At 66.5% G+C, this 23,588-nt stretch carries 26 protein-coding genes; 10 read left to right on the top strand and 16 right to left on the bottom strand.

What is annotated here, in order from left to right:
* Window positions 1-40: 40 nt before the first annotated feature.
* The gene (locus RZE77_RS14090; protein WP_319438014.1) at window positions 41-262 is read left to right on the top strand and encodes a hypothetical protein; all 222 of its coding nucleotides are present in this window, start codon (window positions 41-43) and stop codon (window positions 260-262) included.
* A 14-nt stretch (window positions 263-276) separates the two neighbouring features.
* On the opposite strand, the gene RZE77_RS14085 is transcribed toward RZE77_RS14090, so the two are convergent.
* The gene (locus RZE77_RS14085) at window positions 277-786 is read right to left on the bottom strand and encodes a universal stress protein (RefSeq protein ID WP_319438013.1); all 510 of its coding nucleotides are present in this window, start codon (window positions 784-786) and stop codon (window positions 277-279) included.
* Between the two features lie 191 nt (window positions 787-977).
* Between RZE77_RS14085 and RZE77_RS14080 the strand changes: the two genes are divergently transcribed.
* Window positions 978-1,562 (top strand): hemerythrin domain-containing protein, encoded by a 585-nt coding sequence (locus RZE77_RS14080; RefSeq protein WP_319438012.1) that lies wholly within the window; start codon window positions 978-980, stop codon window positions 1,560-1,562.
* On the opposite strand, the gene RZE77_RS14075 is transcribed toward RZE77_RS14080, so the two are convergent.
* The 9 genes from RZE77_RS14075 to RZE77_RS14035 form a co-directional block, all read right to left on the bottom strand.
* Entirely contained in the window at window positions 1,559-2,425 is an 867-nt protein-coding gene (locus RZE77_RS14075; RefSeq protein ID WP_319438011.1) for a L,D-transpeptidase family protein, read from the bottom strand. The two genes, RZE77_RS14080 and RZE77_RS14075, sit on opposite strands and share 4 nt — an antisense overlap.
* A gap of 84 nt (window positions 2,426-2,509) precedes the next feature.
* Window positions 2,510-3,874, bottom strand: coding sequence for a DUF5666 domain-containing protein (locus RZE77_RS14070; protein WP_319438010.1), 1,365 nt, complete (start codon window positions 3,872-3,874; stop codon window positions 2,510-2,512).
* Window positions 3,871-4,713 (bottom strand): DUF6502 family protein, encoded by an 843-nt coding sequence (locus tag RZE77_RS14065; RefSeq protein WP_319438009.1) that lies wholly within the window; start codon window positions 4,711-4,713, stop codon window positions 3,871-3,873. The genes RZE77_RS14070 and RZE77_RS14065 overlap by 4 nt, the downstream gene beginning before the upstream one ends.
* A 119-nt stretch (window positions 4,714-4,832) precedes the next feature.
* Window positions 4,833-5,342 carry a GspH/FimT family pseudopilin gene (locus tag RZE77_RS14060; protein WP_319438008.1) on the bottom strand — a complete coding sequence of 170 codons (510 nt, stop codon included), beginning with the start codon at window positions 5,340-5,342 and terminating at the stop codon, window positions 4,833-4,835.
* 20 nt (window positions 5,343-5,362) lie between these two features.
* Window positions 5,363-8,512, bottom strand: a complete 3,150-nt coding sequence (locus tag RZE77_RS14055) for a pilus assembly protein (RefSeq protein ID WP_319438007.1) — start codon at window positions 8,510-8,512, stop codon at window positions 5,363-5,365.
* 45 nt (window positions 8,513-8,557) lie between these two features.
* Window positions 8,558-9,118 carry a pilus assembly PilX family protein gene (locus RZE77_RS14050; RefSeq protein WP_319438006.1) on the bottom strand — a complete coding sequence of 187 codons (561 nt, stop codon included), beginning with the start codon at window positions 9,116-9,118 and terminating at the stop codon, window positions 8,558-8,560.
* Window positions 9,115-10,287, bottom strand: a complete 1,173-nt coding sequence (locus RZE77_RS14045; RefSeq protein ID WP_319438005.1) for a PilW family protein — start codon at window positions 10,285-10,287, stop codon at window positions 9,115-9,117. Before RZE77_RS14045 ends, RZE77_RS14050 begins: the two co-directional genes overlap by 4 nt.
* Complete coding sequence (locus tag RZE77_RS14040; protein WP_319438004.1) at window positions 10,284-10,883, bottom strand: prepilin-type N-terminal cleavage/methylation domain-containing protein; 600 nt, start codon at window positions 10,881-10,883, stop codon at window positions 10,284-10,286. Before RZE77_RS14040 ends, RZE77_RS14045 begins: the two co-directional genes overlap by 4 nt.
* On the bottom strand, window positions 10,877-11,296 hold the full coding sequence (locus RZE77_RS14035) for a type IV pilin protein (RefSeq protein WP_319438003.1): 420 nt from the start codon (window positions 11,294-11,296) through the stop codon (window positions 10,877-10,879). Before RZE77_RS14035 ends, RZE77_RS14040 begins: the two co-directional genes overlap by 7 nt.
* Window positions 11,297-11,575: 279 nt before the next feature.
* On the opposite strand from RZE77_RS14035, the gene RZE77_RS14030 reads away from it, so the two are divergent.
* From RZE77_RS14030 to RZE77_RS14015, 4 genes are all read left to right on the top strand, one after another.
* A complete protein-coding gene (locus RZE77_RS14030) occupies window positions 11,576-11,836 on the top strand; it encodes a hypothetical protein (RefSeq protein WP_319438002.1) in 261 nt (86 codons plus the stop codon).
* Window positions 11,837-11,863: 27 nt separating this feature from the next.
* Entirely contained in the window at window positions 11,864-12,115 is a 252-nt protein-coding gene (locus RZE77_RS14025) for a hypothetical protein (RefSeq protein WP_319438001.1), read from the top strand.
* A 134-nt stretch (window positions 12,116-12,249) separates the two neighbouring features.
* Window positions 12,250-12,555 carry a proteophosphoglycan ppg4 gene (locus RZE77_RS14020; RefSeq protein ID WP_319438000.1) on the top strand — a complete coding sequence of 102 codons (306 nt, stop codon included), beginning with the start codon at window positions 12,250-12,252 and terminating at the stop codon, window positions 12,553-12,555.
* Window positions 12,556-12,593: 38 nt separating this feature from the next.
* Entirely contained in the window at window positions 12,594-13,238 is a 645-nt protein-coding gene (locus RZE77_RS14015) for a L,D-transpeptidase (protein ID WP_319437999.1), read from the top strand.
* Window positions 13,239-13,264: 26 nt separating this feature from the next.
* Here RZE77_RS14015 and RZE77_RS14010 read toward each other — a convergent pair whose 3' ends face one another.
* The 5 genes from RZE77_RS14010 to nirB form a co-directional block, all read right to left on the bottom strand.
* A complete protein-coding gene (locus RZE77_RS14010) occupies window positions 13,265-14,998 on the bottom strand; it encodes a bifunctional protein-serine/threonine kinase/phosphatase (RefSeq protein WP_319437998.1) in 1,734 nt (577 codons plus the stop codon).
* Between the two features lie 25 nt (window positions 14,999-15,023).
* Window positions 15,024-15,836 carry a formate/nitrite transporter family protein gene (locus RZE77_RS14005; protein WP_319432662.1) on the bottom strand — a complete coding sequence of 271 codons (813 nt, stop codon included), beginning with the start codon at window positions 15,834-15,836 and terminating at the stop codon, window positions 15,024-15,026.
* A 64-nt stretch (window positions 15,837-15,900) separates the two neighbouring features.
* A complete protein-coding gene (cobA, locus tag RZE77_RS14000) occupies window positions 15,901-16,722 on the bottom strand; it encodes a uroporphyrinogen-III C-methyltransferase (protein ID WP_319442357.1) in 822 nt (273 codons plus the stop codon).
* A gap of 47 nt (window positions 16,723-16,769) precedes the next feature.
* Window positions 16,770-17,186, bottom strand: a complete 417-nt coding sequence (gene nirD / locus RZE77_RS13995; protein WP_319437997.1) for a nitrite reductase small subunit NirD — start codon at window positions 17,184-17,186, stop codon at window positions 16,770-16,772.
* Between the two features lie 20 nt (window positions 17,187-17,206).
* Entirely contained in the window at window positions 17,207-19,672 is a 2,466-nt protein-coding gene (gene nirB / locus RZE77_RS13990; protein ID WP_319442356.1) for a nitrite reductase large subunit NirB, read from the bottom strand.
* A gap of 377 nt (window positions 19,673-20,049) precedes the next feature.
* Between nirB and RZE77_RS13985 the strand changes: the two genes are divergently transcribed.
* A complete protein-coding gene (locus RZE77_RS13985) occupies window positions 20,050-20,256 on the top strand; it encodes a dodecin (protein WP_021007296.1) in 207 nt (68 codons plus the stop codon).
* 35 nt (window positions 20,257-20,291) lie between these two features.
* On the opposite strand, the gene RZE77_RS13980 is transcribed toward RZE77_RS13985, so the two are convergent.
* Entirely contained in the window at window positions 20,292-20,714 is a 423-nt protein-coding gene (locus tag RZE77_RS13980; protein ID WP_319437996.1) for a secondary thiamine-phosphate synthase enzyme YjbQ, read from the bottom strand.
* Between the two features lie 175 nt (window positions 20,715-20,889).
* Between RZE77_RS13980 and RZE77_RS13975 the strand changes: the two genes are divergently transcribed.
* The 3 genes from RZE77_RS13975 (at window position 20,890) to RZE77_RS13965 (ending at window position 22,923) form a co-directional block, all read left to right on the top strand.
* Window positions 20,890-21,270 carry a cupin domain-containing protein gene (locus RZE77_RS13975; RefSeq protein WP_319437995.1) on the top strand — a complete coding sequence of 127 codons (381 nt, stop codon included), beginning with the start codon at window positions 20,890-20,892 and terminating at the stop codon, window positions 21,268-21,270.
* 239 nt (window positions 21,271-21,509) lie between these two features.
* Entirely contained in the window at window positions 21,510-21,977 is a 468-nt protein-coding gene (locus RZE77_RS13970) for a VC1465 family Xer recombination activation factor (RefSeq protein ID WP_319437994.1), read from the top strand.
* Window positions 21,970-22,923 carry a rolling circle replication-associated protein gene (locus tag RZE77_RS13965; RefSeq protein WP_319437993.1) on the top strand — a complete coding sequence of 318 codons (954 nt, stop codon included), beginning with the start codon at window positions 21,970-21,972 and terminating at the stop codon, window positions 22,921-22,923. The genes RZE77_RS13970 and RZE77_RS13965 overlap by 8 nt, the downstream gene beginning before the upstream one ends.
* Window positions 22,924-23,588 lie beyond the last annotated feature (665 nt).

The raw sequence follows: 23,588 nt of genomic DNA, 5'->3' as shown, positions 1-23,588 counted from the left end.
GCTTGCACGCAATTTCACTTTCGGACTGAAGGAGCACACCATGGACAGCAACGTTCCCGCGACACCCGCATCGGCGTGGGTCGATGCCTACTTTCGCTCCCTGCTCGACTGGCAGGCGGCCTGCGGCGCGAGCGTGCTGAAGGCGCAGCAGGTCCAGTGGGGAATGCTGGCCGCCTGGCAGGAGTCGGCCAAGGCCGTCCAGCAGGAAATGCTGGACCAGTGGACCAGCCGTTTCGGCGGCGGCGTGCCGCTGGACGGATAGCAGGACCGGCCAGCCTACTGGCTCGCCACCGCGCCGCTCGGCATCGTGAAGCGCGCCGCTTCCGCCTTGGCATGCGATTCGGGCGCGCGCACCAGCAGCACCGGAACGCTCGCGCTGCGCAGTATCTGCTCCGCGCTGCTGCCCATCACCATGCGGCCGAGGCCGCGGCGGCCGTGCGTTCCCAGCACGATCAGGTCGGCGGGCCAGGAAGCCGCCTCGGCCGTGACCCGGTCGGGAACGGCGCCCCTGAAGTTGTCGCACAGCACCGAGTCGGCCTCGACGCCTTCGGCGCCGGCCCTTGCCTTGCCTTCCTCGAGCAGCTTGGTCGCGCCGGCGCGCAGTTCGTCGAGCCAGTCGCCCGTCCGGCCCGCATGGGCGTCCATTGCCAGGGCGAAGGAGAGCTCGTCGATGACGTGGATCAGGCGCAGGCGCCCTGCGGTGACCTTGGCAAGGCGAATGGCTTCGCCCAGGCCATGGCTGGATGTCGAACTTCCATCGACAGGAACAAGAATTCGCTGGTACATGGTGTCCTCGCTTTGCTTTGAGGTGGGTGTGCGGCCAGTGTCCGGACCGGTGCCAGGCGCGGCTTGATGCGGATCAAGCGAAGGCGTCCTCGCGGTGCGAAAGGATCGAACCGGAAGCATCGCGTTTGATCTGCAGCAACCCTGTGCAGGCCCGGACCCGCGATCCTCGGGTACGCACAGGAGCCACATCCATGACCAATGCCACCGTTCGCATCATTCGCCAGGAGCATGCGGCGCTTGCCGCCATGCTGCGCTCCATCATCATGCTGCTCGAACAGCACCGCCGCAAGGGAACCCCGCCCGACTTCGCGGCCTTGCGGGCCATGCTGTTCTACGTGGACGAATTCCCGGAAAAACGCCATCACCGCAAGGAGAGCGAGCTGCTGTTTCCCAAGCTGCGCGCCCGCACGCCGATCTCGCGCGAGCTGATGGACCGGCTCGACAACGACCATGCCTGGGGCGAGCGGAAGATCCGCAACGTGGAGCACGCGATGCTGGCTTTCGAGATGCTGGGCGACTCGCGGCGGGCGGCCTTCGAAAGCGCGATGGGGCAGTACGTCGACTTCTACCTGAACCACATGGCGATCGAGGAGCGCGAGATCCTGCCGCTCGCCGAGAAGGTGCTGACCCCCGAGGACTGGCGCGAGCTCGACGAGGCGTTCGGCCGCAACCGCGATCCGCTCACCGGCTACCGGCCGGAGCGGGAGTACGAGGCGCTCTTCACCCGCATCGTGAACATCGTGCCGGCGCCGATCGGGCTGGGCCCTGCGGCTTAGGGCGCAGAGTCGGCGCCCGCGGGCAACGGGCCGGGCTTCGGCGGCGGCGACCAGGTGGGCCGTTCGGAGCGGCCGGTGTCGACGACGATGAGGTAGCGCCCGGCGCCTTCGACCGGCGCCTGGTCCGGCGGCAGCACCCACGGCGCGCCGCCCTCGGCCTTGGCCCTGAGGTAGTCGGCATCCAGCACGCCCAGGCGGTCGAGCAGGCGGTTCAGGCTGGCCGGAATGCGGATGCAGCCCTTCGATTGCACACTGCCCAGCCGCGGCTCGAGCCGGTCTGGATCGGTGGTGTGCATCTGCAGCCGCATCGTGCTCGTGCCGCCCCGGCCCCACAGGCGCCGCGCCTGCTGCCATCCGAAATCGAACACGCGCATTCCCTTTTCGCCGTAGCCGCGAATGCCGAACTCGTTGCGCGAGCCCTCCGCGCGAAAGTCGTGGTTCGCCACCGAGTGGTCGAACACGCCGAGCGGCGTTTCGAAGTATTCGAACCCGCCGCGGCGCCCGGTCGATACCGGCGCCGCTCCGATCAGCACGGGCGCAGCGCCAGCCGGCAGCCAGAAGACGAAGATGGCCTGGACCGAGGCGCTGCGGTCCACCAGCAGGGCGTACTGGGACGGCTCGTCGGCGATGCCCGCGCGCCTGAGTTCATCGCGCGCGAGATTCCCGTAGCGCTGTGCTTCGTCAGGCGGCAATTCGAGCCGGCGGTCGACCTGTTCCGCGAAAGCCTGGCGCAGGCGCACCGGATCGGCCCAGCAGGTGGCGAGCACGCCTGCAAGCACCGCAAAGACGAGCGCCCGGGCGGCGCGGCGCAGCGCGCCCAGAACGGCCGCGCCCGTGTTCTTTTGTGCTCCCGTTTCTTTCATGCCTGCCAGGGCAGGCGAGCTGCGCCGGCCCTGGTAGGTTGGTACCCCTGGCGCCTCCGCGAGTTCCCGGGGTGGGGCAGCCTCTCAGGGCGTAAGGAACGTGACGGTCTGCGCGGTCAGCACGCCATCCACCACCGCATTGCCGACCACCGTGACGCGGCGGCCGTTGGCCAGGTCGGCGGCGCTGCCGTTCTCGAAGACCGTTGCAGGGCCGCTGGCATTCACCTGCTGGCCCCTCACCACGAAGCTCGAAGGCGACAGGTAATTGCCGATGGCGCCGATCACCGTGAAGGCGACCGGCCCGCCGGTGCCCGGGATATAGCGGATGCGCAGCTTCTTCACCACCAGCACGCCGTTGGTCATGAACCCATCGAGTTCCACCTTGACGCCGTCGCCGATCGAACTCGCCGGGCCGCCCGTGACGATGGCGCTCGACGCATCGACGGCCGTGCCCAGCACCTTGAAGGCATTGAGCCCGCCGTAGTTCGTGATGACACCCGCGAGCTGCACCGCGGCGGCGTTCTGCGTTGGCACCGCGTACCAGCCCTGCACCTTGCTTGCAGTGAAAGTGCCCAGCACCGGCGCAGCGCTGCCGCGCACGCGGACGATGGCGCCCTCGGCCAGCGTGGAGGCGTCGATGCCGCCCGAGAACACCGCACCGGCGTAGCGCACCGTGAGCTGGCCCAGCGTGAACTGCTGTGCGAGCCGGTCCAGGTTCTGCACCATGCCGGTCACCAGCGGCTCTGCCGGCACCAGCTTCAGTTCGACGCGCGTGGCGCGCAAGGTGCCCGGCGCCGAGGGCAGGCCCCAGACCTGCACCACGCTGCCGATCGCGAGCTGGGCCAGGCTGTTCGCGCCGCTCCAGACGGTGGCGTTGTCGATGGTGACGGTGGTGCCCATCACGGCGAAGCTGCCGCCGCCGATATCGATGGCCGAGACCGCACCGCGCAGCTCGGCAGCCGATTCGACCTGCTGCGCCGTGGCCGCGGTGAATTCGCTGTCGATCTTGCCGGCAATGCGCACGCTCATGCCGATCTGCAGTTCGGTGGCGTCCTCCAGGCTGGTGGCGGCGGCGTCGGTGTTGTAGCGCACCCCGTTCAGGATGATGCTGCCCAGCCCGCCGACGGAGCCGATGCCGGTGGCGTCGGCGGTGCTCACGCCGGTGCCGCCCGAGCCCACGCCGGAGCCGTCGTCGCTGCCGTTGCCGGCGGTGCTCGTGCCGTCCGAGCCGCCCGCGGTACCGGTGCCGGTGCCGCCCGTGCCGTCGCTCCCGCTACCTCCCGTGCCCGCGCCGTCGCTTCCGGAGCCCGTCGCACCGCTCCCGGAAATCCCGGCCAGGCTGCCTGCCGAGCCTCCGCCACTGCCGCCGCCTCCGCACGAGAGCAGCAGGGCCATGGCTCCGGCAAAGAGGATGCCGCGCATCCATCGGAAGTGGTGGTTTTTCGTCATCGTGTTCCTTTGTCCCGCGGCGCGGGGACGGGAGGCGCTCCCGGCGCCGCCTCGTCTTCATAGTAGGTGTAGATCCCGACACGCATGCGCCCCTTGGCGCCGTCGGGCGCCTGGTCGACCGCGCGGTTCATCTCGCCCGCCAGTTCCAGGTGCAGGGCCGCCCACCGGTCGCGCACCATCTGGTGGATATTTTCGCAATCCTGCAGGCCGAGGCCGCGCGCATACACGGAGCGTTCGAGCATGCGGGGCTCTTCGCCCAGCGTGTTGGACACCGCCGCCAGCAGGTGGTCGCGGCCGTTGTCGCCAAGGAATGCCAGCATCGACTGCAGGTCGTCCACCGGCACGAAGCCGCTGGCCTTGAGTTCGGCATAGCCGTCCTGCTCGGCCACCATGTTCAGGCGCACCAGCTCGTCGAGGATGGTTCGATGGTGCACGTTGCCGCGGCTGCCGAGCCTGGCCACGGTTTCGAAGGAGGGCGCATCGTCCCCGTCGGAGGTGATCGGCAAGCGCTGGAAGGACTGGTTCTGCGACACCATCTGCAGCCACAGCGTGAAAGTCTTGGCCGCGGCCGAGATCTCGGTGTGGGGCAGGGCGTTGACGGTGTCGCGGACCTTGGCCGTCACGGCCTTGCGGTTGAGCCCGGTGGTGACGGACAGCTGGCTGATATTGGGCTTTGCCACCCCCTGCTGGCGCCAGGAGCGCTTGGCCTCCTCGAGCAGCAGGTCGCGCAGCAGGACTTCCAGGTGCGGGTGCTTCACCCCCATCGCCAGGGCGAGCCTGACCACCGGCCGCAGGATGCGGGCGCAGGCGGCCAATGCCCAGTCGAGCTGGTGTTCCATGAAATGAGGCGTTTCTTCTGATGCGATTGCGGTGCGGCCGCCGGGACTGAAGGGGCCCGGGGCCGTCGATCAGTGCACTATTGTCCGCGTCGCCGAGGATCGCACAAAAAAGACCTCATTCATGCGGCGCAGCTTCCTGCGTCGGTCCGCGTGACCGAGGAACGGCCGGTGGCACTGATCTTGACCAGCCGCTTCGGGGTACCCAGCGGGGTAGCCCGGCAGATCGTGAAGTTGGCCGCGGTGGCGCCGACGCCGGTGCCCTCGAACGCGAGCGCACTGAGGCCGCCGCTGTCGCGGATGCGGTAGCCGCTGGCGGCCGCGGGCTGCTTCTGGATCACCGTGGGTGTCGCACCGCTGCTGATGATGATCCAGCCGGCTTCCCATTGGCCGTCGGTGGCGCAGCTGGTGCCGTTGGACGAGGCGCACAGCGTGACGGACGCATTGCGCTTGATGGCCTCGCTGCGCGCGAGCTGGCTGCCGGCGACGAGATCGGTCGCGTAGGAATTCAGCCGGGTCGAAAGCCGTATGTAGTCGAAGGAGGGAACCGCCACCGACACCAGCACGATCAGCACCACGAGGGTGACCATCAGCTCGATGAGCGTGAAACCGCGGGCGCGCGTACCGGCCATGGCCATCCCTTTTTCCTCTTTTACTTCTGGATGAACCAGTAGACGCGGCCCTTGGGCTGCTTGAAGGCGGCCTTGACCGCGGCGCCCTTCGGGCTCAGGAACGAATCGGGGTTGGCGCCGATCACGACGTCGCGCAGGACGCCATCCACGTTGACCCGGCCGACCACGGGCGAGGGTGCGAGGCCGCCGCCCACCACGTTCTGGAAGCGCGGACCGTTCTGTCCCGTCGCGTCGAGGTACGACAGGTTGTACACATTGGCGGTGCCCAGGTCGGCGCGGCAGGACTGGCTCACGGCCGGGTCGGTCGGCGTATGGGTGTTGAAGGTGGTGTTGCCATAGGCCGTGACCGACGAGGTCACCACTTGCTCGCCGGCCGCAAGCGCAAGGTACCAGCCCTTCTTGGCTGCGAGCTCGGTTGCCGTAGGCTCCGTGGTCGCCGTGATGGCGAACAGCGAGCCATGGCACAGCAGCGTGCTGCCGTTGCAACGGCTGGCTTCGGCGCTGAGCCAGGTGCTATCCGAGGGCTTGTCCACCAGCATGTAGAAGCGGTTGGAGACGCTGAGCGCGGCGGCGTAGGAGCGCAGCGGCTTCTCGCGGTCGCCCGAACCCAGCAGCAGCACGTACATGCCGTTGTCCTCGACCACATCGGGACCGAACATGAATTTGCGGTTGGGCGTGCAGGTGGCCTCAGGAACGTCGCAGCCGAGCGAGGCGATCTTGGCCATCTCCCAGCTGGCGGGCGCGCCGGTTCCCATGGTGATGCGGTAGACGTTGCCGCCCAGGTCGGCCGCGTAGGCGAACTTGGCCAGACCCGTGCTGTCGTTCACGATGGTGATCTCGCCGCTGACCGCGCGGACGGTGTCGAAGGTCTTGAGGACGTCGCCCGTGCTGGCGTCGAGCACGTAGATCTTCTTGCCCTTGGAGGCAGCGCCGCAGGCGCTGGCTTCTTCGGTCGTATCGACGTCCTCGCATTTGTCGTAGCCGCCGCCGAACATCACCATGGGCGTGTTGCCGGCGCCATAGCCGCTGGCCTTCACGATCTTGGGGGCCGACCAGGTCTGGCCGATGCCGCTCATGTCGTTGGCACCGGTGCCGCAGCCGTCGTCGTTGTCCTGGTTGGGGCAGCCGCGGCGCCATTTGAGAACCGGCGCTGCGGCGTCGGACACGTCGAAGGCATAGATCAGGCGACCGCCGCGGCGCATGCTCGCATAGAGCCAGGCCGAAGTGCCCTGGCGGTAAGCTGCCATCGGGCCGTCCATGCCATAGGGCTTGGGGGCGGGGGTGGGAGTATCCGCGATGGCCGGAATGCCGGGAAAGTTGATGCGGGTGGTGTTGTCGTACAGCCGCTTGATGCTGCCGTAGAACTCCGGCGGCACGAAGGACCACAGCTCGCCGCCGGGCGGCGCCGAACCGATGTCCGTGGCCTGGTTGCCGTTGATGGCGCGCAGCACGCCGTCGTTGGCGCCGTAGAACACCACCACCTGTGCATTTGCCAGGTCGTCGCTGCCGTAGTTGATGGCCACCGGACGCGAATGCACCACGTCGCCGTGCACCGAGGGGCGCATGGCGGTGGTGGAGGTCGTGAATTTTCCGTCACCGTCTTTCGTCTCGTCGCCCTTGTTGTTCAGGCCCCGGAGCCAGTTGATCAGCTTTGTTCGGTCGGTATCGGACTGCGCGCCCAGGGCATCGGACGTGATGCTCGTGTTGCCGTCGACGAAGCTCGTCAGCGCCGTGCAAGCGCCCGGCGCGCAGGTCATGACGTTGCGGTTGGCTGTGAGCACTTGTCGCAGCATGTAGCCCTGTGCGCCTTTTTCGACCACGTTGCCGTCGGGGCTGTCCGAAGCGTCAAGTCCGGGAACGGGCAGCTTGGTGATCGGGTCGGTGCGTACGCAATCGCCGGCGGGATTGAAGCTCCAGTAGTCGTTGAGCTCGGTCGGCGTCCAGAAACTTCGTGCGCATGGGGTAATGAAGCCGGTCTTGTCGTTGATGGCGTTGGCGCTGTCCGCGTCCTGCAACACCAGTTGCTTGGTCTCGGCGTCCACGCCGAGCTTGTATTGCTTGAGGTTGCCGTTCCAGCGCGGAAGGGCGGCATCGTTGGGGCGGAACATGCCCACGAAGACCTGGTTCAGGTAGGTGCCCTGCGTGTTCACGCTCACGGGCAGGCTCACCGACGCGAAGACGCTGTTGACCGACTGGATCTTGCTGAAGATATCGTCGAATGCGTCGTTCAGCGCCTTGCCCACATCAGCCGCGCCAGCGGCCTTGTAGTACCCGCCACTGCTTACCTTTCCCATACTCTCGAGCAGTGCGGTCCAGCCTGGAGCCTGTCCCCCCGTTGCAACGGCTGCTTCGACGGTATAGACGCTGACGCCCATGCTGCTCTTCAGGAACCTGGCCCATTCGTCGGCCATGTTGTCCTGCGAGCCGCTCACCTGGAGCGTGATGGTGGCCGTGTCGCCGCCAGCCAGGCGCAGTGCGTCAGCCGCTGTCGTGGTGTCGTTGTTGCTGTCCTGCGTGGCGCCGTTGCTGACATAGATGACATAGGTTCTGGCGCAATTGGCGGTGCTTGGGGCGTTGTAGGCAGTGCCGTTGAATGCATCCAGCGGATTGCCGGGAAGCGCCCAGATCGCCCTGGACGCGACGGATCCAGCGGATTCGTTGTTGCCCTGGCCATAGGTGGAGACATTGCCCCTGTAGTCGGCCTTGAGCTTGTTGTTGCCGGCCAGGGGTGCCTGGCCGGCCAGATAGCGGTAGACCTCTGCCATCATCTTGCCGGCCTTGCCGCTGTTTGATTTGTCGGCCCCCACATCGAGAGTGTCGATCATCCTGGCGTACGTGGCCTTGGTGGTGGCGTCCATCAGGCGCACGCCGGCGCGCACGTAGGCGCCGTCGAGATTCGAGTTGCCGTTGCCCGTTTCGCTGAACAGCATCAGCCCAACATTGAAGCCGCCGTCTTCGAGGCCCCTGAAGGCGGAGGCCAGCGCTGTCATCTCGGCAGCGAAGAGCGGCGTCCAGTTGGCCGTGTTGTCCACCACGAACAGCACGTTCGGCTTGCCTGCGACGGTCCGGTCGTGGCCGACGAAGAGATCGATGTCTTCCGCCTGTGCCGAGCCCAGGCCGAGCATCAGCATCGCAGCGGCGCAAAGCGACCGGAAGAGGTTCTTTTTCATGATGGCGATCCGTTCATCGTCGTGATCATTCGGAGGTGGGCGTGGCTAGGAACACAGCGCTTCGAACTGCGCCTTGCTCAGGAGCGCGCGCACGCCCTGGCGAACCGAGGTGACCGTGCCACTGGCGGCATGCGTCACGGTGGTGCTGATGTCCCACACCGAGTTGTATTGATCGGGCAGCGCATTGAGCCCGGAGCCTGCCGTGGATGCCCCGCCGCCGATGCCGCCCGGGCCGACGGCGCCGCCGCCGGTGTCCGTCGACTTGGTCGCACGCACACAGGTCGGCGGTGCTATGTCCACCGTGTAGTCGGGCGTGCCGTCGTTGTTGATGTCGACCAGGCTCGCAGTGGCCTGGGGCGCCGCCAGCGAAGGCGAGCCATCGACACCCGGCAGCAGCAGCGAGGCCGCCACTTCCTCGATCGCCCGGTTCGAAGCGGCCACGGCTTCGTTGCGGTTCTGCATATTGCCCACCGACTTGAGGTTGGTGTTGCTGAGCGTGAAACCCGCCGTCACGGCCAGCGTGATCAACAGCAGCATGATCAGCCCGACGATCAGCGCCGCGCCGCCTTGCCGGCGCATGGTGGGGTGAGTTGTCGATGGCTTCACGGCGTTTCCCTGCGTCCGGTCACGTTGGTCATGCGGATCGCGGTGGTGAACGCATGCCGCTTGTAGTGGTCGTTGAAGGGGCCGATCGCTCCGCTTCCCAGGTTGTAGGTGCGCGTGTCGTTGTGGCCCGGCGAGATCTCGATGCTGCGGGCGACCACGTAGAGCTTGACCGCCGCCACGTTCATCAGCTGGTCGGCAGTGCAGGGCGAAGCCGTGCTGCAGTGCACGAAGTTGCCGTCGGGGCTTCCGTCGCCGCGGTTGGTGGGCGTGGATCTGTTGGCGGTGTCGGCCCAGTTGATGGCCTGGGCGTAGTTCACGAGCGCGCCGGTCTTGCCGAGCGTGTCCAGGCCCAGTTCGACGCGGAAGCCTTCGATGCCCTCGATGAGCGGAACCGGCGGCTGCTGCGCGAGGCCGGTGGCCGACAGGTCGAAGCGCGAGCGCGCCAGGGTCGGAATGCCGTCGCCCACGGTCTCGGCGTAGGTGCGCACGTAGTAGATGTCGGAGATGAACTTGCGCTTGGGCGCCTGCGCAGTGCAGTTCTTGGCCAGCATGGTGGTGAAGCCGGCCGTGCTGAGGTCGAATTCCGAGGGCTTCTGCGTACCGCAGAACGACGACTGGAAGTAGAGCTTGCCCAGCGTGTCGGCTTCGCAGTTGGGCGCGCCCGCCACGCATGTCTCGGCATGGCGCACCACCAGCACGTCGGTGCCGGTCTTGTGGTTCGGCAGCAGGTCGGTGCAGGTGGCGGGCACCGCGGCGTAGGCCTGCACGGGCATGTCGAGCAGGCTGCGCTTGTAGTCGTCGGTCCAGTTGGCGGCCGAGTAGGCCAGGCAGGGATCGGGCGCCGTGCCCGTGGGCACCTTCTGGGGCACGCCGCTGACCGTGAGGTCATCGAACTCGGGCATGTAGTTTTCCCAGAAGCCGGCGTGCGAAATCTCGTTCTCCAGCACGAAGATGCTGAGGCGCCCGCCCTCGATCTGGCGGTTGACCCTGACCATCTCGCGCTGGGTGTTGTTCACGTTGAGGAACAGCGCAAGCAGCGCGGCCACGACGATCAGCATGATGGTGATCGACACCATCAGCTCGATCAGCGTCAGCCCCCGCTGGCGCAGCGAAGCGCGTGCAAGCCGGGCAGGGCGCCGGACCGCGGTCGCGAAGCGGGCCTGGCTCATGAGAGATTCCCGATGCGCACCAGCGTCGTCACGGTCCTGCGGCACCTGTCGCTGGAACAGGCCGGTGCCGGGTCGCTGGGCGAGGCCGAGGCGGCGGCGTCGTACATGTCCTTGCCGCAAGGCACGCCCGCCGGCGGCGCGGCAGTGGGCACCAGGCCTTGCCAGGCGACCGTGATCAGGTATTCGTTGTTGCCCAGGCTTTGCACGCAGCCACGGCCGCCGATCATCGCGCCGAGCTTGGTGTCGCCCGAGGTCTCGGCCGCGCCCTGCAAGGCGTCGCACCACTCCTTCGCATCCACCTGCTGGCGCGAGGCGATGGCGGTCGGACAAGTGTCTCCAGCGCCCAGCGGCGAGTCCGTGACATAGCTGGCGGCGGCGCGGCGGTTGGTGGCGATGCGGCTGGCCATGTCGTTGAGCAGGATCAGCGCCTGCGAGCGCTGGTAGGACTCCATCTCCGACGTCTGGAGCCGCGCCTGCAGGCCCACGAGCCCGAAGAGCCCGAACGAGACGATCACCAGTGTGACCAGCACCTCCAGCAGCGTGGCACCGCGCTGCGCGCGGCCGTTCGGTGCGGCGGGCAAATGGCGCCTCACCATTTGCCCGCCGGCGTCTTGACGCCCTGGTTGTCGAGGGTGAGGTCGCCATCTCCCCGCTGGCTTCCCGTGGACGTAGGACTGAAGGTCAGGAGAAAACTGGGCACCTCTGTGGCGGTTGGATCCTGCAGCGTGATGGTGTAGCCGTAGTTGGCCGCAACCTCCGCGGGCAGCGCGTAGCCGCTGGCCGTGAGGGCGTCCTTGGTCGCGTAGCTGCGGTTGGCCAGCAGGAACTGCTGCTGGCGGTTGGCGATGTCCATCATCTGTGCCTGGGCCGCCGAGCGCTTGGACCGGATGATGTATTGCTGGTAGCTGGGATACGCGATGGACGCCAGGATGGCAATGATCGCCACCGTGATCATCAATTCGATCAATGTGAAGCCATTGCGTTTGCGCGGAAACGAGTGCTTTTTCATTCAGCTGGCCATCAATGTTTCACAATGTTAGTTATGTGAATTTATCACATACAAATGTGAATAGGGGGCATTGGATGCTGATCCATTCGAGCGCCGCCGGCAAGGTGTTGCGCCTTTAACGAAACACTTCGGCAACATTCAACAACGTAACGGCGGCGCCGGGGCGAGGAAGCTTCCGACTAAGGGACGCTGGCCTCGTCCTACGTGCGCGACCGGGGTACCTCCCAGAATCGGTTCGTTCCAACTTGTGTTCCCCAGAACAGAGAGGAGTCGATCGACATGACCAGAGCACCCGGAAGCCTCGGTTCAGGCGACGGATCGCGCCCCACCACGGATGGCGGCGTGGACAACATCGGCGCGGGCGAAAAGTTCGCGACCGGTTCCTCGGCCGCCGGCGAGCCGGACTCGGCACCGGCGCCGGCCGAAGGCATGGCGCGCAAGCGCAAGAACGCGGAGGCCTCGCGCCACGACGATTCCGCAGCCTTCGGGCTGCGGGAAGACCTCCGCCCCAAGACCAACCAGGAGCCGTCCAAGCCTTGAGCGCTTGGATGGCCTGAGGAGCCCAAGATGACTTCTTCGGAAAAAGCCTTTCCCTTTCCCACCTCCAAGAACCACGGCAAGCCGCCGGTCGAGCCCGCCAAGCCGACCGAACAGGCGCCGAGCGAGGAGGCCCTGGACAGCGGGGTCGAGGAGTCCTTTCCCGCGAGCGACCCGGTGTCCGTCACGGTGACCAAGGTCAAGCTGCCCAAGGCGCCGCAAGACAAGGACAAGGACACGGACAAGGCGGAGCAGGGCCGCGACGCGGACGCCAAGAGGTAGCCCTCCTACAGCGTGCCGCGCTGCGAGCCGACCCGGCGCCGCCGGCAAGGACCTAGCTTTTCCAAGGTCGGGCATCCGGTCCGGCACGGCCCTTATCTGCCGGGGACAGCCGGCTTTTTTCAGGAGACATGACCATGAACAGCACTTCCAGACTCCTTGCAGCACTTGCCCTGGGTGCCGCAGGCGCAGCCTTTGCGCAAGGCAACCCACCCACCACGGCGCCCCCCAATCCGGCCACCGCGGCAGGCCAGCAGAATCCGTCAGGCGGTCCGATGGGCACCACGGGCGTGACGCCGCAGAGCCCGCAGACCGGCAGTGCTCCGGCAAGCTCTGCGCCCACGGCACAAGGCTCGACCGACACCGGCAGCAGCGCCGGCACCTCCATGGCCGCCTCGGGCGACACGCCTGCGATGCGGCGGGCGCGCGCCGACCGCAACTGAACGCGGTCCGTTCCGGTCCCACGCAGCACGGCCGATCCATGCATGCCGTGACAACTGCACCGGGCGCGGCGAGCCGCGCGCTTGCCGCGTTCGTTTTGCTCTCTCTTCTGTCGCTGTCGGCCTCGACCCCGTCGCCGGCCGCGGTGGAAGATCCGCGCTGGCTCGCGCGGGCCGTGGTGGCCGCGGCGGACAATCGGGCCGCTCCGTTCGCGGTGGTCGACAAGAAGAACGCCCGCGTCTTCGTCTTCGACGCGGCGGGCCGGCTCCAGGGCTGGTCGCCCGTGCTGCTGGGCCTGGCGCGCGGCGACGACTCCGTGCCAGGCATCGGCGAACGGGAAATGTCCAGGATTCGGCCTGACGAGCGTACGACGCCGGCAGGGCGCTTCAGGACGGAGCCGGGGCGCAACACCAAGGGCGAAGACATCGTGTGGATCGACTACGACGCAGCCGTTTCCATGCACCGGGTGCGCACCACCGACAAGTCGGAGCGCCGCCTGGAGCGGCTGGCATCGCCGAGCGTGGCCGACAACCGCATCTCGTATGGCTGCATCAACGTGCCGGCCGAGTTCTATGACGCCTACATCAAGCCCGCGCTCGGCAGCCGCCGCGGCGTGGTGTACGTGCTGCCCGAGACCGTGGCGCCGCACCAGCGCTTCGAATTCCTGGGGCGTTCCGTGCTCTGAAGAAGGGGCCGATGCTCGCCCTCGGCTCAAGTCCGCAGGCTGATCACGCCAAGCAGCGCCACCACCGCCATGCCCAGCAGCAAGGCAGTGCATTTCCAGAAGACCACCGGGTTCTTGTCGACGAGCGGCGTGCCGCGCCGGTTCAGGAAATCGGGATGCGGCTGGCGCAGGTCCTCGACGAATTCCGACAGCGCTTCATGGCGCTTGAGCGGGTTGGGATGCAGCGCCTTGCGCAGCACTTCGTCGATCCACGCCGGGATGGCGCGCTGCGCGTCGAGTGCCGAGCGGTACTGCAGGTTGCGCTGGTCCGCGCGCGTGCGGATGCGTGCCACCTGCGCGCCGTAGGGCAATCGGCCGGTCAGCATCTGGTAGACGATCACGGCCAGCGAGAACAGGTCGGACTGCGGCGAGCCGCCGTCGCCGACGAAGTACTCGGGCGCCGTGTACTGCACCGTGCCCAGCACCTGGGCCGGGTCGGCCAGCTTGCTGTCGCCCAGGCCCGCCACCCAGGCCGAGCCGAAATCGATGATCCGCACCGTGCCCGTGCGGTCGATCATGACGTTCTCGGGCCGCAGGTCCTGGTGCAGCATCTCCATGCGATGGAAGGCCTGCAGCCCCCTGGCCAGCTGCTCCACGATGCCGCGCACCGATTCCAGGCTCGGCCGCGGGTTGTCGACCATCCATTGCGCCAGCGTCTGCCCGTCGACGAACTCCATGGCCACGTAGAGGTAGTTGCGCTTGCGCTGCGGCACATGCGGCTTGAGCACGTGCGCGCTGTCGATGCGCCGCGCCACCCATTCCTCGAGCAGGAAGCGGTCGAGATGGGCCTCGTCGTTCTGCAGGTCGACGGATGGCGTCTTGAGCACGACGCGCTCGCCCGTGTCGTCGTCGACCGCCAGGTAGATGTGGCTGCGGCTGCTGCGGTGCAGGTCGCGCACGATGGTGTAGCCGTCGAACGGCATGCGCGCCTCGAGCACCGGCGGCAGGCGCAGTGCCGCGCGCTGCGCCTGCAGTTCGTTGATGTCGCCATCGGGCAGGGCGTCGACGCGCACGACCTGCACCGTCAGGTTGTCGGGGCTGCCGCGCCGGTACGCTTCCTCGGCAATGCTTCTTGCCGCGGCGTCCAGGTCGCCGGGGTGGGCATCGAGCGCGGTACTGATGACGGCCGCATCCACGTGTTCATGGACGCCGTCGGAAGTCAACAGGAAGACATCGTCTTTCTCGATGGCGAGGGCCTGGTAATCGATCTCCACATGCGGGCCCACGCCCAGCGCCCGGCTCAGGTAGCTGTGCCCGCCGGCCACCGAGACGCGGTGGTCTTCGGTCAGCTGCTCGAGCGCTTCGGCATGCCAACGGTAGACGCGCGTGTCGCCCACATGGAAGACGTGCGCCGTGGTCGACTTGATCACCAGCGCGCTGAAGGTGCAGACGTAGCCGCGGTCCTTGTCGAAACGGCCGCCGCTGTTCTGGGTCTGCGCGTGCAGCCAGGCGTTGGCGGCCGTGAGCACGCGCTGCGCCGAGCGGCTCACGCTCCATGCGTCGGAGGTGCAGTAGTAGTCGGTCAGGAAGCTGCGCACTGCCGACTCGCTGGCCACGTGGCTCACGTCGCTGCTGCTGATGCCGTCGGCAATCGCAACGGCCACGCCCTTGGCGCTGCGGCCCGGCGCGTCCGGCAGGGCGGCGCCGTGGAAGTCCTGGTTGGAATCCTTGCGTCCCTTGTCGGAGTGCTGGCCGATGGAGACCGCGAGGCCGGAGCGCATCGTCAGGCGGCGATGGCGCGCAGGTTCAGCGCGGAACGCGCTTGGGCGCCGTGCGCACGTGCGTGGCGTACAGCGTCAGGCCGGTGAACGACAGGCCGCCGATCAGGTTGCCCAGCACGGTCGGGATCTCGTTCCAGATGATGTAGTCCATGATCGAAAAATTGCCGCCCATGAGCAGCGCCGACGGAAACAGGAACATGTTGACCACCGAGTGCTCGAACACCATGAAGAAAAACACCATGATCGGCATCCACATGGCCAGCACCTTGCCGGTCACCGAGGTCGAGATCATCGCACCCACCACGCCGGTGGACACCATCCAGTTGCACAGCATGCCGCGCACGAACAGCGTCAGCATGCCCGCGGCACCGTGGTCGGAATAGCCCACCGTGCGCGCCTCGCCGATCGTGGCGATCACCTGGCCGACCTTGTCGGGCGGGCTGGTGAAGCCGAAGGTGAAGACGATCGCCATCAGCACGGCCACCGTGAAGGCGCCGAGGAAGTTGCCGACGAAGACGAGGCCCCAGTTGCGCAATACGCCGCCGATGGTCACGCCCGGGCGCTTGTCGATCAGCGCGAGCGGCGTCAGCACGAACACGCCGGTCAAGAGGTCGAAGCCGAGCAGGTAAAGAATGCAGAAGCCGACCGGGAACAGGATCGCCCCGATGATCGAGTAGCCGGTCTGCACGTTGATGGTGACGGCGAACACCGCCGCCAGTGCGAGGATCGCGCCCGCCATGAAGGCGCGGATGAGCGTGTCGCGCGTGGACATGAAGATCTTGGATTCACCGGCGTCCACCATCTTGGTGACGAATTCGGAAGGCTGCAGATAGGCCATGGCGTTTTTCTTTGGGATTGAAGAGTGAGAAGCTGAACGGAAAAGGGAAGGGGGCTGCTGCGCCTCAGGCGGCCTTCTCCAGCGCGGGCTGCGCGGAAGAAGCTGCGGCCGCGAGCCCTTGCAGGACATCGCCGACCACGATGATCGAAGGGCTGCCGAGGCCGTTGTCCGCAATCGTGCGCTGCAGCGTCGCCAGCGTGCCGACGGCGTGCCGTTGCAGCGGCAGGCTGGCGTTCTGGACCACCACGACGGGCGTGGCCGGCGGCAGGCCGCTCAGCAGTTCGTCCTGGATCGAGCCCGCGCTCGATACGCCCATGTAGATGACCAGCGTCAGGCGCGCCGAATGGGCCGTGGCGGCCAGCGTGCGCCAGTCGGGCCCCGGCGATCCGGGCTTGGCGTGGCCGGTGATGAACACCACGCCCTGCGCATGTGCACGATGCGTGAGCGGCACGCCGAGCGAGGTCAGCCCGGCGAGTCCGGCGGTGATGCCGTTCACCACCTCCACATGGATGCCGGCCTGCGCCAGGTGCTCGACCTCTTCGCCGCCGCGGCCGAAGATGAAGGGGTCGCCACCCTTGAGCCGGACCACGTGCTCGCCTTCGCGAACCGCCATGATCATCAGCCGCTCGATGAAGCTTTGCGGCGTGCTCTTGCAGCCGCCGCGCTTGCCGACGTGGATCATGCGCGCGCCGGGCGCCGCCATGGCGACGATGTCGTCGCTGACCAGGTCGTCGACGAGCAGCACGGTGGCCGACTGGATGGCCCTGAGCGCCTTCAGCGTGAGCAGTTCGGGATCGCCGGGGCCGGCACCGACGAGGGTGCAGCGGCCCTGCAGCACGGATGACTGCGCACCGGGGGCGTGATCGGCGGGCGTTGCGGCACGCATCGCAGGGGTGGAGGAAGTCAAGCTAAGGCTCATGATTGCTCGGTGGTTCAGGCGGCCGTGTCTTCGGACAGGCGGGTGCGTTTCGCGGGCCCTGCAACGGGGCGTTCCAGTTCGACGGCATGCGTCGCGAGTTCTTTCGAATCCAGATGCACCACGCCTTCGGCGACCTTCACCGCAAACTTGGGCGTACACCCCTCATCCGGCGACTTCGCACACCCGTCATCCAGCCCGATGGCCCAGTTGTGCAGCGGACATGCCACGCTGGTGCCGAACACGATGCCCTGGGAGAGGGGTCCGCCCTTGTGCGGACAGCGGTCCAGCAGCGCGAAGACCTGGTCCTCGGCATTGCGGAACACTGCCACGTCCACCCCCACCGGGCGCGCCACGCGGCGCGCGCCCAGCACCGGGATGTCCTCGACGCGGCAGATCACCTGCCATTCGTTGTGATTGCTGTTGTTGCTCATGGGTTGTTTCTCCTTGTCCTTCAGGCCGCCTGGGTGGCCTTGTCCGCGTCATCCACCACCGCCACCGGCGTGAACTGCCGCACATCCACCGACGCCTGGCTCGATTCGAACCACGGATCCGGCTCCCCATCCAGCGCGAACTGCAGCCGCTCCCACAGCGCCTTGCGGCCGGCCTCGTCTTCCAGGATCTTCTTCTTCACATAGTCCAGCCCCACCCGCCCGATGTAGTGCACCGTGCGCTCCAGGTACCAGCCTTCCTCGCGGTACAGCTGCAAGAAGGCGCCCGAATACTCCATCACCTCGGCGGCCGTCTTCACCTTCACCAGGAACTGCGCCACCTCGGTCTTGATGCCGCCGTTGCCCCCCACATACAGCTCCCACCCCGAATCCACCCCGATCACCCCCACGTCCTTGATCCCGGCCTCGGCGCAGTTGCGCGGGCAGCCGGAGACGGCGAGCTTGACCTTGTGCGGCGAATACATCGCCCACAGCGCGCGCTCCAGGTCCTTGCCCATCTGGGTACTGTCTTGCGTGCCGAAGCGGCACCACTCGCTGCCCACGCAGGTCTTCACCGTGCGCAGGCTCTTGGCATAGGCAAAGCCCGAAGGCATGCCGATGTCCTTCCAGACACCCTCCAGGTCCTCCTTCTTCACCCCCAAGAGGTCGATGCGCTGGCCGCCCGTGACCTTGACGGTGGGAATCTGGTACTTGTCGGCCGCATCCGCGATGCGGCGCAGCTCGTCGGGCGTGGTGTGGCCGCCCCACATGCGGGGGATGACCGAGTAGGTGCCGTCCTTCTGGATGTTGGCGTGGCTGCGCTCGTTGATGAAGCGGCTCTGCGGATCGTCCCTGGCCTCCTTGGGCCAGGTCGAGATCAGGTAGTAGTTGACGGCCGGGCGGCAGGTGGCGCAGCCGTTGGGCGTGCGCCAGCCCAGGCCGCGGTAGACCGCGTCGTGGCTGAGCCAGTGTTCCTTCTTGATCGCGTCGCGCACGTCCTGGTGGCTCGCGTCGGTGCAGCCGCACACCGCCTTCTTCTTGGGCGTGGCCGAGTAGTCGCCGCCGGCGGTGAACATCAGGATCTGCTCCACCAGGCCGGTGCACGAGCCGCAGCTGGCGCTGGCCTTGGTGTGCTTCTTGACCTCGTCCAGCGTGAACAGGCCCTTGTCCTTGATGGCCTTGCAGATGGTGCCCTTGGTCACGCCGTTGCAGCCGCACACCTCGGCGTCGTCGGGCATGCTGGCGGCCTTGCTGTGGCCCTCGTGGCCGGTGTCGCCGATGTTGGACTCGCCGAACATCAGCTTGTCGCGGATGTCGTGCACGCTGCGCCCGTCGCGCAGCAGCTTGAAGTACCAGCTGCCGTCCACCGTGTCGCCATAGAGGCACGCACCCACCAGCTTGTCGTCCTTGATGACGAGTTTCTTGTAGACCCCGCCGAAGGGGTCGCTCATGACGATCTCTTCCGTCCCTTCGCCGCCCATGAACTCGCCGGCGCTGAAGAGGTCGATGCCGGTGACCTTGAGCTTGGTGGAGGTCAGCGACCCGAGGTAGCGCCCGATGCCGAACTGGGCCAGGTGGTTGGCCGCGACCTTGGCCTGCTCGAAGAGCGGCGCGACCAGGCCGTAGGCGATGCCGCGGTGGGCCGCGCATTCACCGACCGAGTAGATGCGCGCATCGGTCACGGTCTGCATGGTGTCGGTGACGACGATGCCGCGGTTGCAGTGCAGGCGCATCTGCTCGGCGAGCTCCACATTGGGGCGGATGCCGACGGCCATGACGGCCAGGTCGGCGGGCACTTCGGTGCCGTCCTTGAAGCGGATGGCAGCCACGCGGCCCTGGTCATTGCCCACCAGCTCCTGGGTCTGGGCACCGATCAGGAACTTCAGGCCCCGGTCCTCCAGCGACTTCTGCAAGAGCTTGCCCGCGACGTCGTCGAGCTGGCGCTCCATCAGCCAGGGCATGACGTGCACCACGGTGACGTCCATGCCGCGCAGCATCAGGCCGTTGGCCGCTTCCAGGCCCAGCAGGCCGCCGCCGATGACGACCGCGCTCTTGTGGGTCTTGGCGGTCTCGATCATGTAGTCGGTGTCGGCGATGTCGCGGTAGGCGATGACGCCCTTCAGGTCCTTGCCGGGCACGGGCAGCATGAAGGGGTTGGAGCCGGTGCACATGAGGAGGCGGTCGTAGGGCGCCTCGGTGCCATCCTCGGCACGCACGATGCGCTTGACGCGGTCGACCTCGACCACCTTCTTGCCGGCGTGCAGGGTGATCTTGTTCTCGGCGTACCACTCCCAGCTGTTGAGCACGATCTCGTCCACGGTCTGCTCGCCCGCGAGCACGGGCGACAGCAGGATGCGGTTGTAGTTGGGGTGCGGCTCGGCACCGAAGACGGTGATGTCGTACAGGTCGGGGGCGAGCTTCAGCAGCTCCTCGAGCGTGCGCACGCCGGCCATGCCGTTGCCGACCATCACGAGCTTGAGTTTCTTCATCATGGGTGGGGCCTTCGTGAAATCAGGTGATTCGAAACAACAAATGCAAACGCCGAAACGAAGCCCTTGCGGGGCTGCATTTCGGACGGGGGTTTAGGGGGTAGGGCGCCCGCGAGATGCGGGCGGAAGGTGCTGGGCGCTCCTCGCGCTCCTGGAATCCGCAAGACCGCGGAAACCTCACCAAAACGGTGCTTCGTTACACCATGAGTTTGTAGTTACGCAAAGAGCGTGCCTGCTTGCGCGCCAGGCTTCGGGGCGTGCAGAACCATCGCTGCGGCCCTTCCAACAAGCCAGTCGGGAGGTCAACATGTGCCTGTGCGGGCTATCTGCACGCACAGCACAGCAACTGCGACGCACCAATTCAAGGAGCAAACGCCATGTCGAATCACGTTTACAAGTCGCTCGAGCTGACCGGCTCTTCGCCCATCAGCATCGAGGATGCCGTGCAGACCGCCATTGCCAAGGCGCACGAGACCGTTCGCAACATCCAGTGGTTCACCGTCACCGAGACACGCGGCCATGTGGTGGACGGCAAGATCGCGCACTGGCAGGTGACGGTGAAGATGGGCTTCACCCTCGAGTGAGCGCGCCAGGGGCGCAGGGCAGGGCGCCGCGCTCTTTAGGAGCCGATCAGGTGCAAGGCCACCTGCCTTCGATGCGGCCTCGACCGGTGCTCCCACAGGTAGATGCCCTGCCAGGTGCCCAGCGCCATGCGCCCGTTCGTCACCGGAATCGATAGCTGGACCGCGGTCAGCGCCGAACGCACATGGGCCGGCATGTCGTCCGGCCCTTCGTCGCGATGCCGGAACAACGGGTCGCCGTCGGGCACCAGGCGCGCCAGAAAACGGTCGAGGTCTGCCTGCACCTCCGGGTCCGCGTTCTCCTGCACCAGCAGGCTGGCCGAGGTGTGGCGAATGAAGAGCGTCAGCAGCCCGGTCTGAAAGCCGGTGCGTTCGATCCATTGCGCCACGGCGCGGGTGATTTCCAGAAGGCCCCGGCCATCGGTGTCGAAGTCGAGTGTGGTGGTTGTCTGCTTGAGCATCGCATCGACACTTTAGCTCCGTGCACATGCTCGAGACGCACGCCACCGGGGTACCTACCGGCCGAAAAATGAGTCGCCGCAAGCGTGGCCCGGGACTAGCATTCAGTCGTTCGATGCGCGGCTTGGCACGAGGCTGCCGCGGACCACCTGCTCACTCGTGCCAAGGAGAGTAGTGATGGCAAATTCGATGAACGTCACCAAGCTTCAGACGAAATCCCACGACGTCCCAGACGAGATTCGGGAGCCGGAAAAGACCCGCGTCGAAGTGGTCCGCCTCGAGGGGTACACGCTGGGCCGCTTCAAGTTTCAGCCAGGGTGGCGCTGGTCGCAGTGCATCAAGCCGGTCGTCGGCACGGACAGCTGCCAGGTAGCCCACGTCGGGTACGCGGTTTCCGGTCGAATCACCGTGCAAATGAATGACGGCTCGAAGACCGCCATCGAGGAAGGCATGTCGTACACCATTCCTCCAGGCCACGACGCATGGGTCGAAGGCAACGACCCGTTCGTTGGCGTCGAGGTGATGAGCGCAGAGGAATACGCAAAGCCCAAGAGCTGATGACCCCGAAGGGCCTGTCGGCCGGCTGGCAATGGCGAAAAGGACTTACCGCAGCCACTGCAGGGAGCAGTGGAGCGTGGACGACAAGGTTCTGCAGGGAGGCTTGCCGTCCAAGTCATTTAACATAATGCACATTGTGTTCAAAAAGACCTGATGGACGCCCGCCCAAGAAAAATGCCGAAGCCCGTGCTGTCATTGCTGCGAGATTCAAAGTCATGTGCTCGGACGCTGGATTAAAGGTGCCCGAGGTGGCGCAATGTCTTCAGGTCACTGAGCGCACGGTCTATGCGTGGCTTTCAGGAAAAACGGCCGTGCCCTATGCGGCGTACAAGCTGCTCAGGGTCTTGAATCGGTTCGATCTTCCGGGCTGGCCGGGCTGGCACATGCACAGTGGCAAGCTCTGGACGCCCGAGGGCTTCGGTTTCGAGCCGCAGGACGGTGCGTGGTGGTCGTTGCTCGTTCGGCAGGCTCGGGCCTTCAAAAAGCTGTATGAGCGCTCAGGCGAGCTTGAGCGTGGGTTGGCGGGAGGCGCTGAGGGCCTGCCGCAGACGAAGGAGCTTGCGACGCCCGTCAGCGGCAGGCGCGAAGCGCCGGGCCCAGCTGGCGTAGCAGCTGGGCGGCGCGCAGCGCCGCCTAACTTGTTTCAAAGTCACGTTCCGACACAGAACACTGTGCGGTACGTCTTCAAGGGGCAATCGCATGCGTGAGCGGGTCATTGAGGGGGTGCTCTACCGTGAAGAGGTGGTGCCTGGAGCCTGGACGTTTGAGGGTTGGCGTGCCAGTGGCCATCATGAGTTGTCTACCCGGCCGGCCACCACGTGGGTCGAGGTCTGTGCGGTCGATGCGACCATGGGCGGCCTGCCTGCCGGATCGTTCGTTCTCGACTCAGAGGAGCGTGCCCTGGCGGCCGAGCGTGATGCGCAAGAGGCTGCGGAGCGCAAGCTGATCTACCAGCGTGGCAATGCCCGCCGGGCCCGTACCCGTTGCCGTCGCTACATCAAAGCCTCGGCCTTCAATGAGATGCTCACCCTCACCTATCGGTTGAATCAGGGCTGCATCGTGCTGTGCAAATCGCACTTCGAATCGTGGGTGCGTCGAATGAAGCGGGCGCTCGGGGGTGAGTTCTCGTACTGCGCTGCGTATGAGCGGCAGGAGCGTGGCGCGTGGCACGTTCACGTGGTCTGCCACAAGCTGCCTCGGCACGTCGAGGTCAAGGGTGTCCGCATCGACGCCTGGAAGCTCGGCACGCAGGTGTGGCGCAGCGTCGTTGGCGACGATGGGGGCCTGTGCTTTGTTGGTGGTCGCACCCGCCATGGCTCCCCTGCCCGTCGCCGCCTGAGCTGCGGCCAGATGGCTTCGTATGTCTCGAAGTACATCACGAAGCACTACGACGACGTGCCCGACGGATTCAAGAGCTATAGCCATTCAAAAGGCCTGATCGAGGGGGAACGCTACCGCTTCACTCTCACCGGGTTGGGGGTCGAGGGCTACCCTGGCACATCGTTCTCTGAGGCTATCGCCTTGGGCTTCGAAGTGCCCGAAGGTTCGTGCATCGTGTCTTGGCGCATCAATGATCCCGATCGGGAGTTGCGCCGATGTTGGTTCGTCACAGAGCCCATAGGAGGTAGGTCTCATGGCCAAGAGCAAGCGTAGTTCGTCTCAGCCCAGTCGCCAGCAACGGCGCTTGGCGCGTGTTCGTTCACTGCAGATGGATGGTGCCGCCGAAGCGCTGGCTTCGGGTCGTGGCCTGCCGGTTGCGGTGCCTGCCGGGTATGCCGCGGTCGCAGCGCGGATCTGGTCGGAGGTCACCGGAGGTGCTGGGGTCACTCTGGTCGACGGGAAGGAGGTGCCTGTCGAGCCTTGATTAAGTCGGTCCCCGGGGGTGCTGACACACGCCCGAGGGCCTAACCAATTCAACTGTCTAGGAGTGGAAATGGCTGAACGTGAGTCTATTACGCGGGCTGCTGGCCCGTTTGGTTCGTTGACTGCGGCTGACGTCGCAAAGCTCGGTGAGCAAGCCTTCATGGTGGCTGCGCACATGGCCCTCGAGGAGCGTGATCCCACTGAATGGCCCAACGGTGCGCAGTTCGCTGAGTGTGTCGCGCAGACCTTCGAAGCGTTGCTCGCTTGTCGCGCTGAGCGCGATGGGGATAGGTTCCTGGCTGTTGGGTACACCCAGTGGGCTGCGGAGCGCTTGGCGGAGGTTCCTACGGGCTGGCGCCCGATGTATGAGGCCGGGAGGCTCCGGAGGGAGCATGCCAAGGCGCAGCGCCCTGCCCGTGCCCGCCAGCTGGCGAAACCCGCCACCGAGGCCGGCA

It is taken from the genome of Variovorax sp. SPNA7 (assembly GCF_033807855.1).
GTDB lineage: Bacteria > Pseudomonadota > Gammaproteobacteria > Burkholderiales > Burkholderiaceae_C > Variovorax > Variovorax beijingensis.
This window is presented reverse-complemented; position numbering and strand designations above follow the sequence as displayed.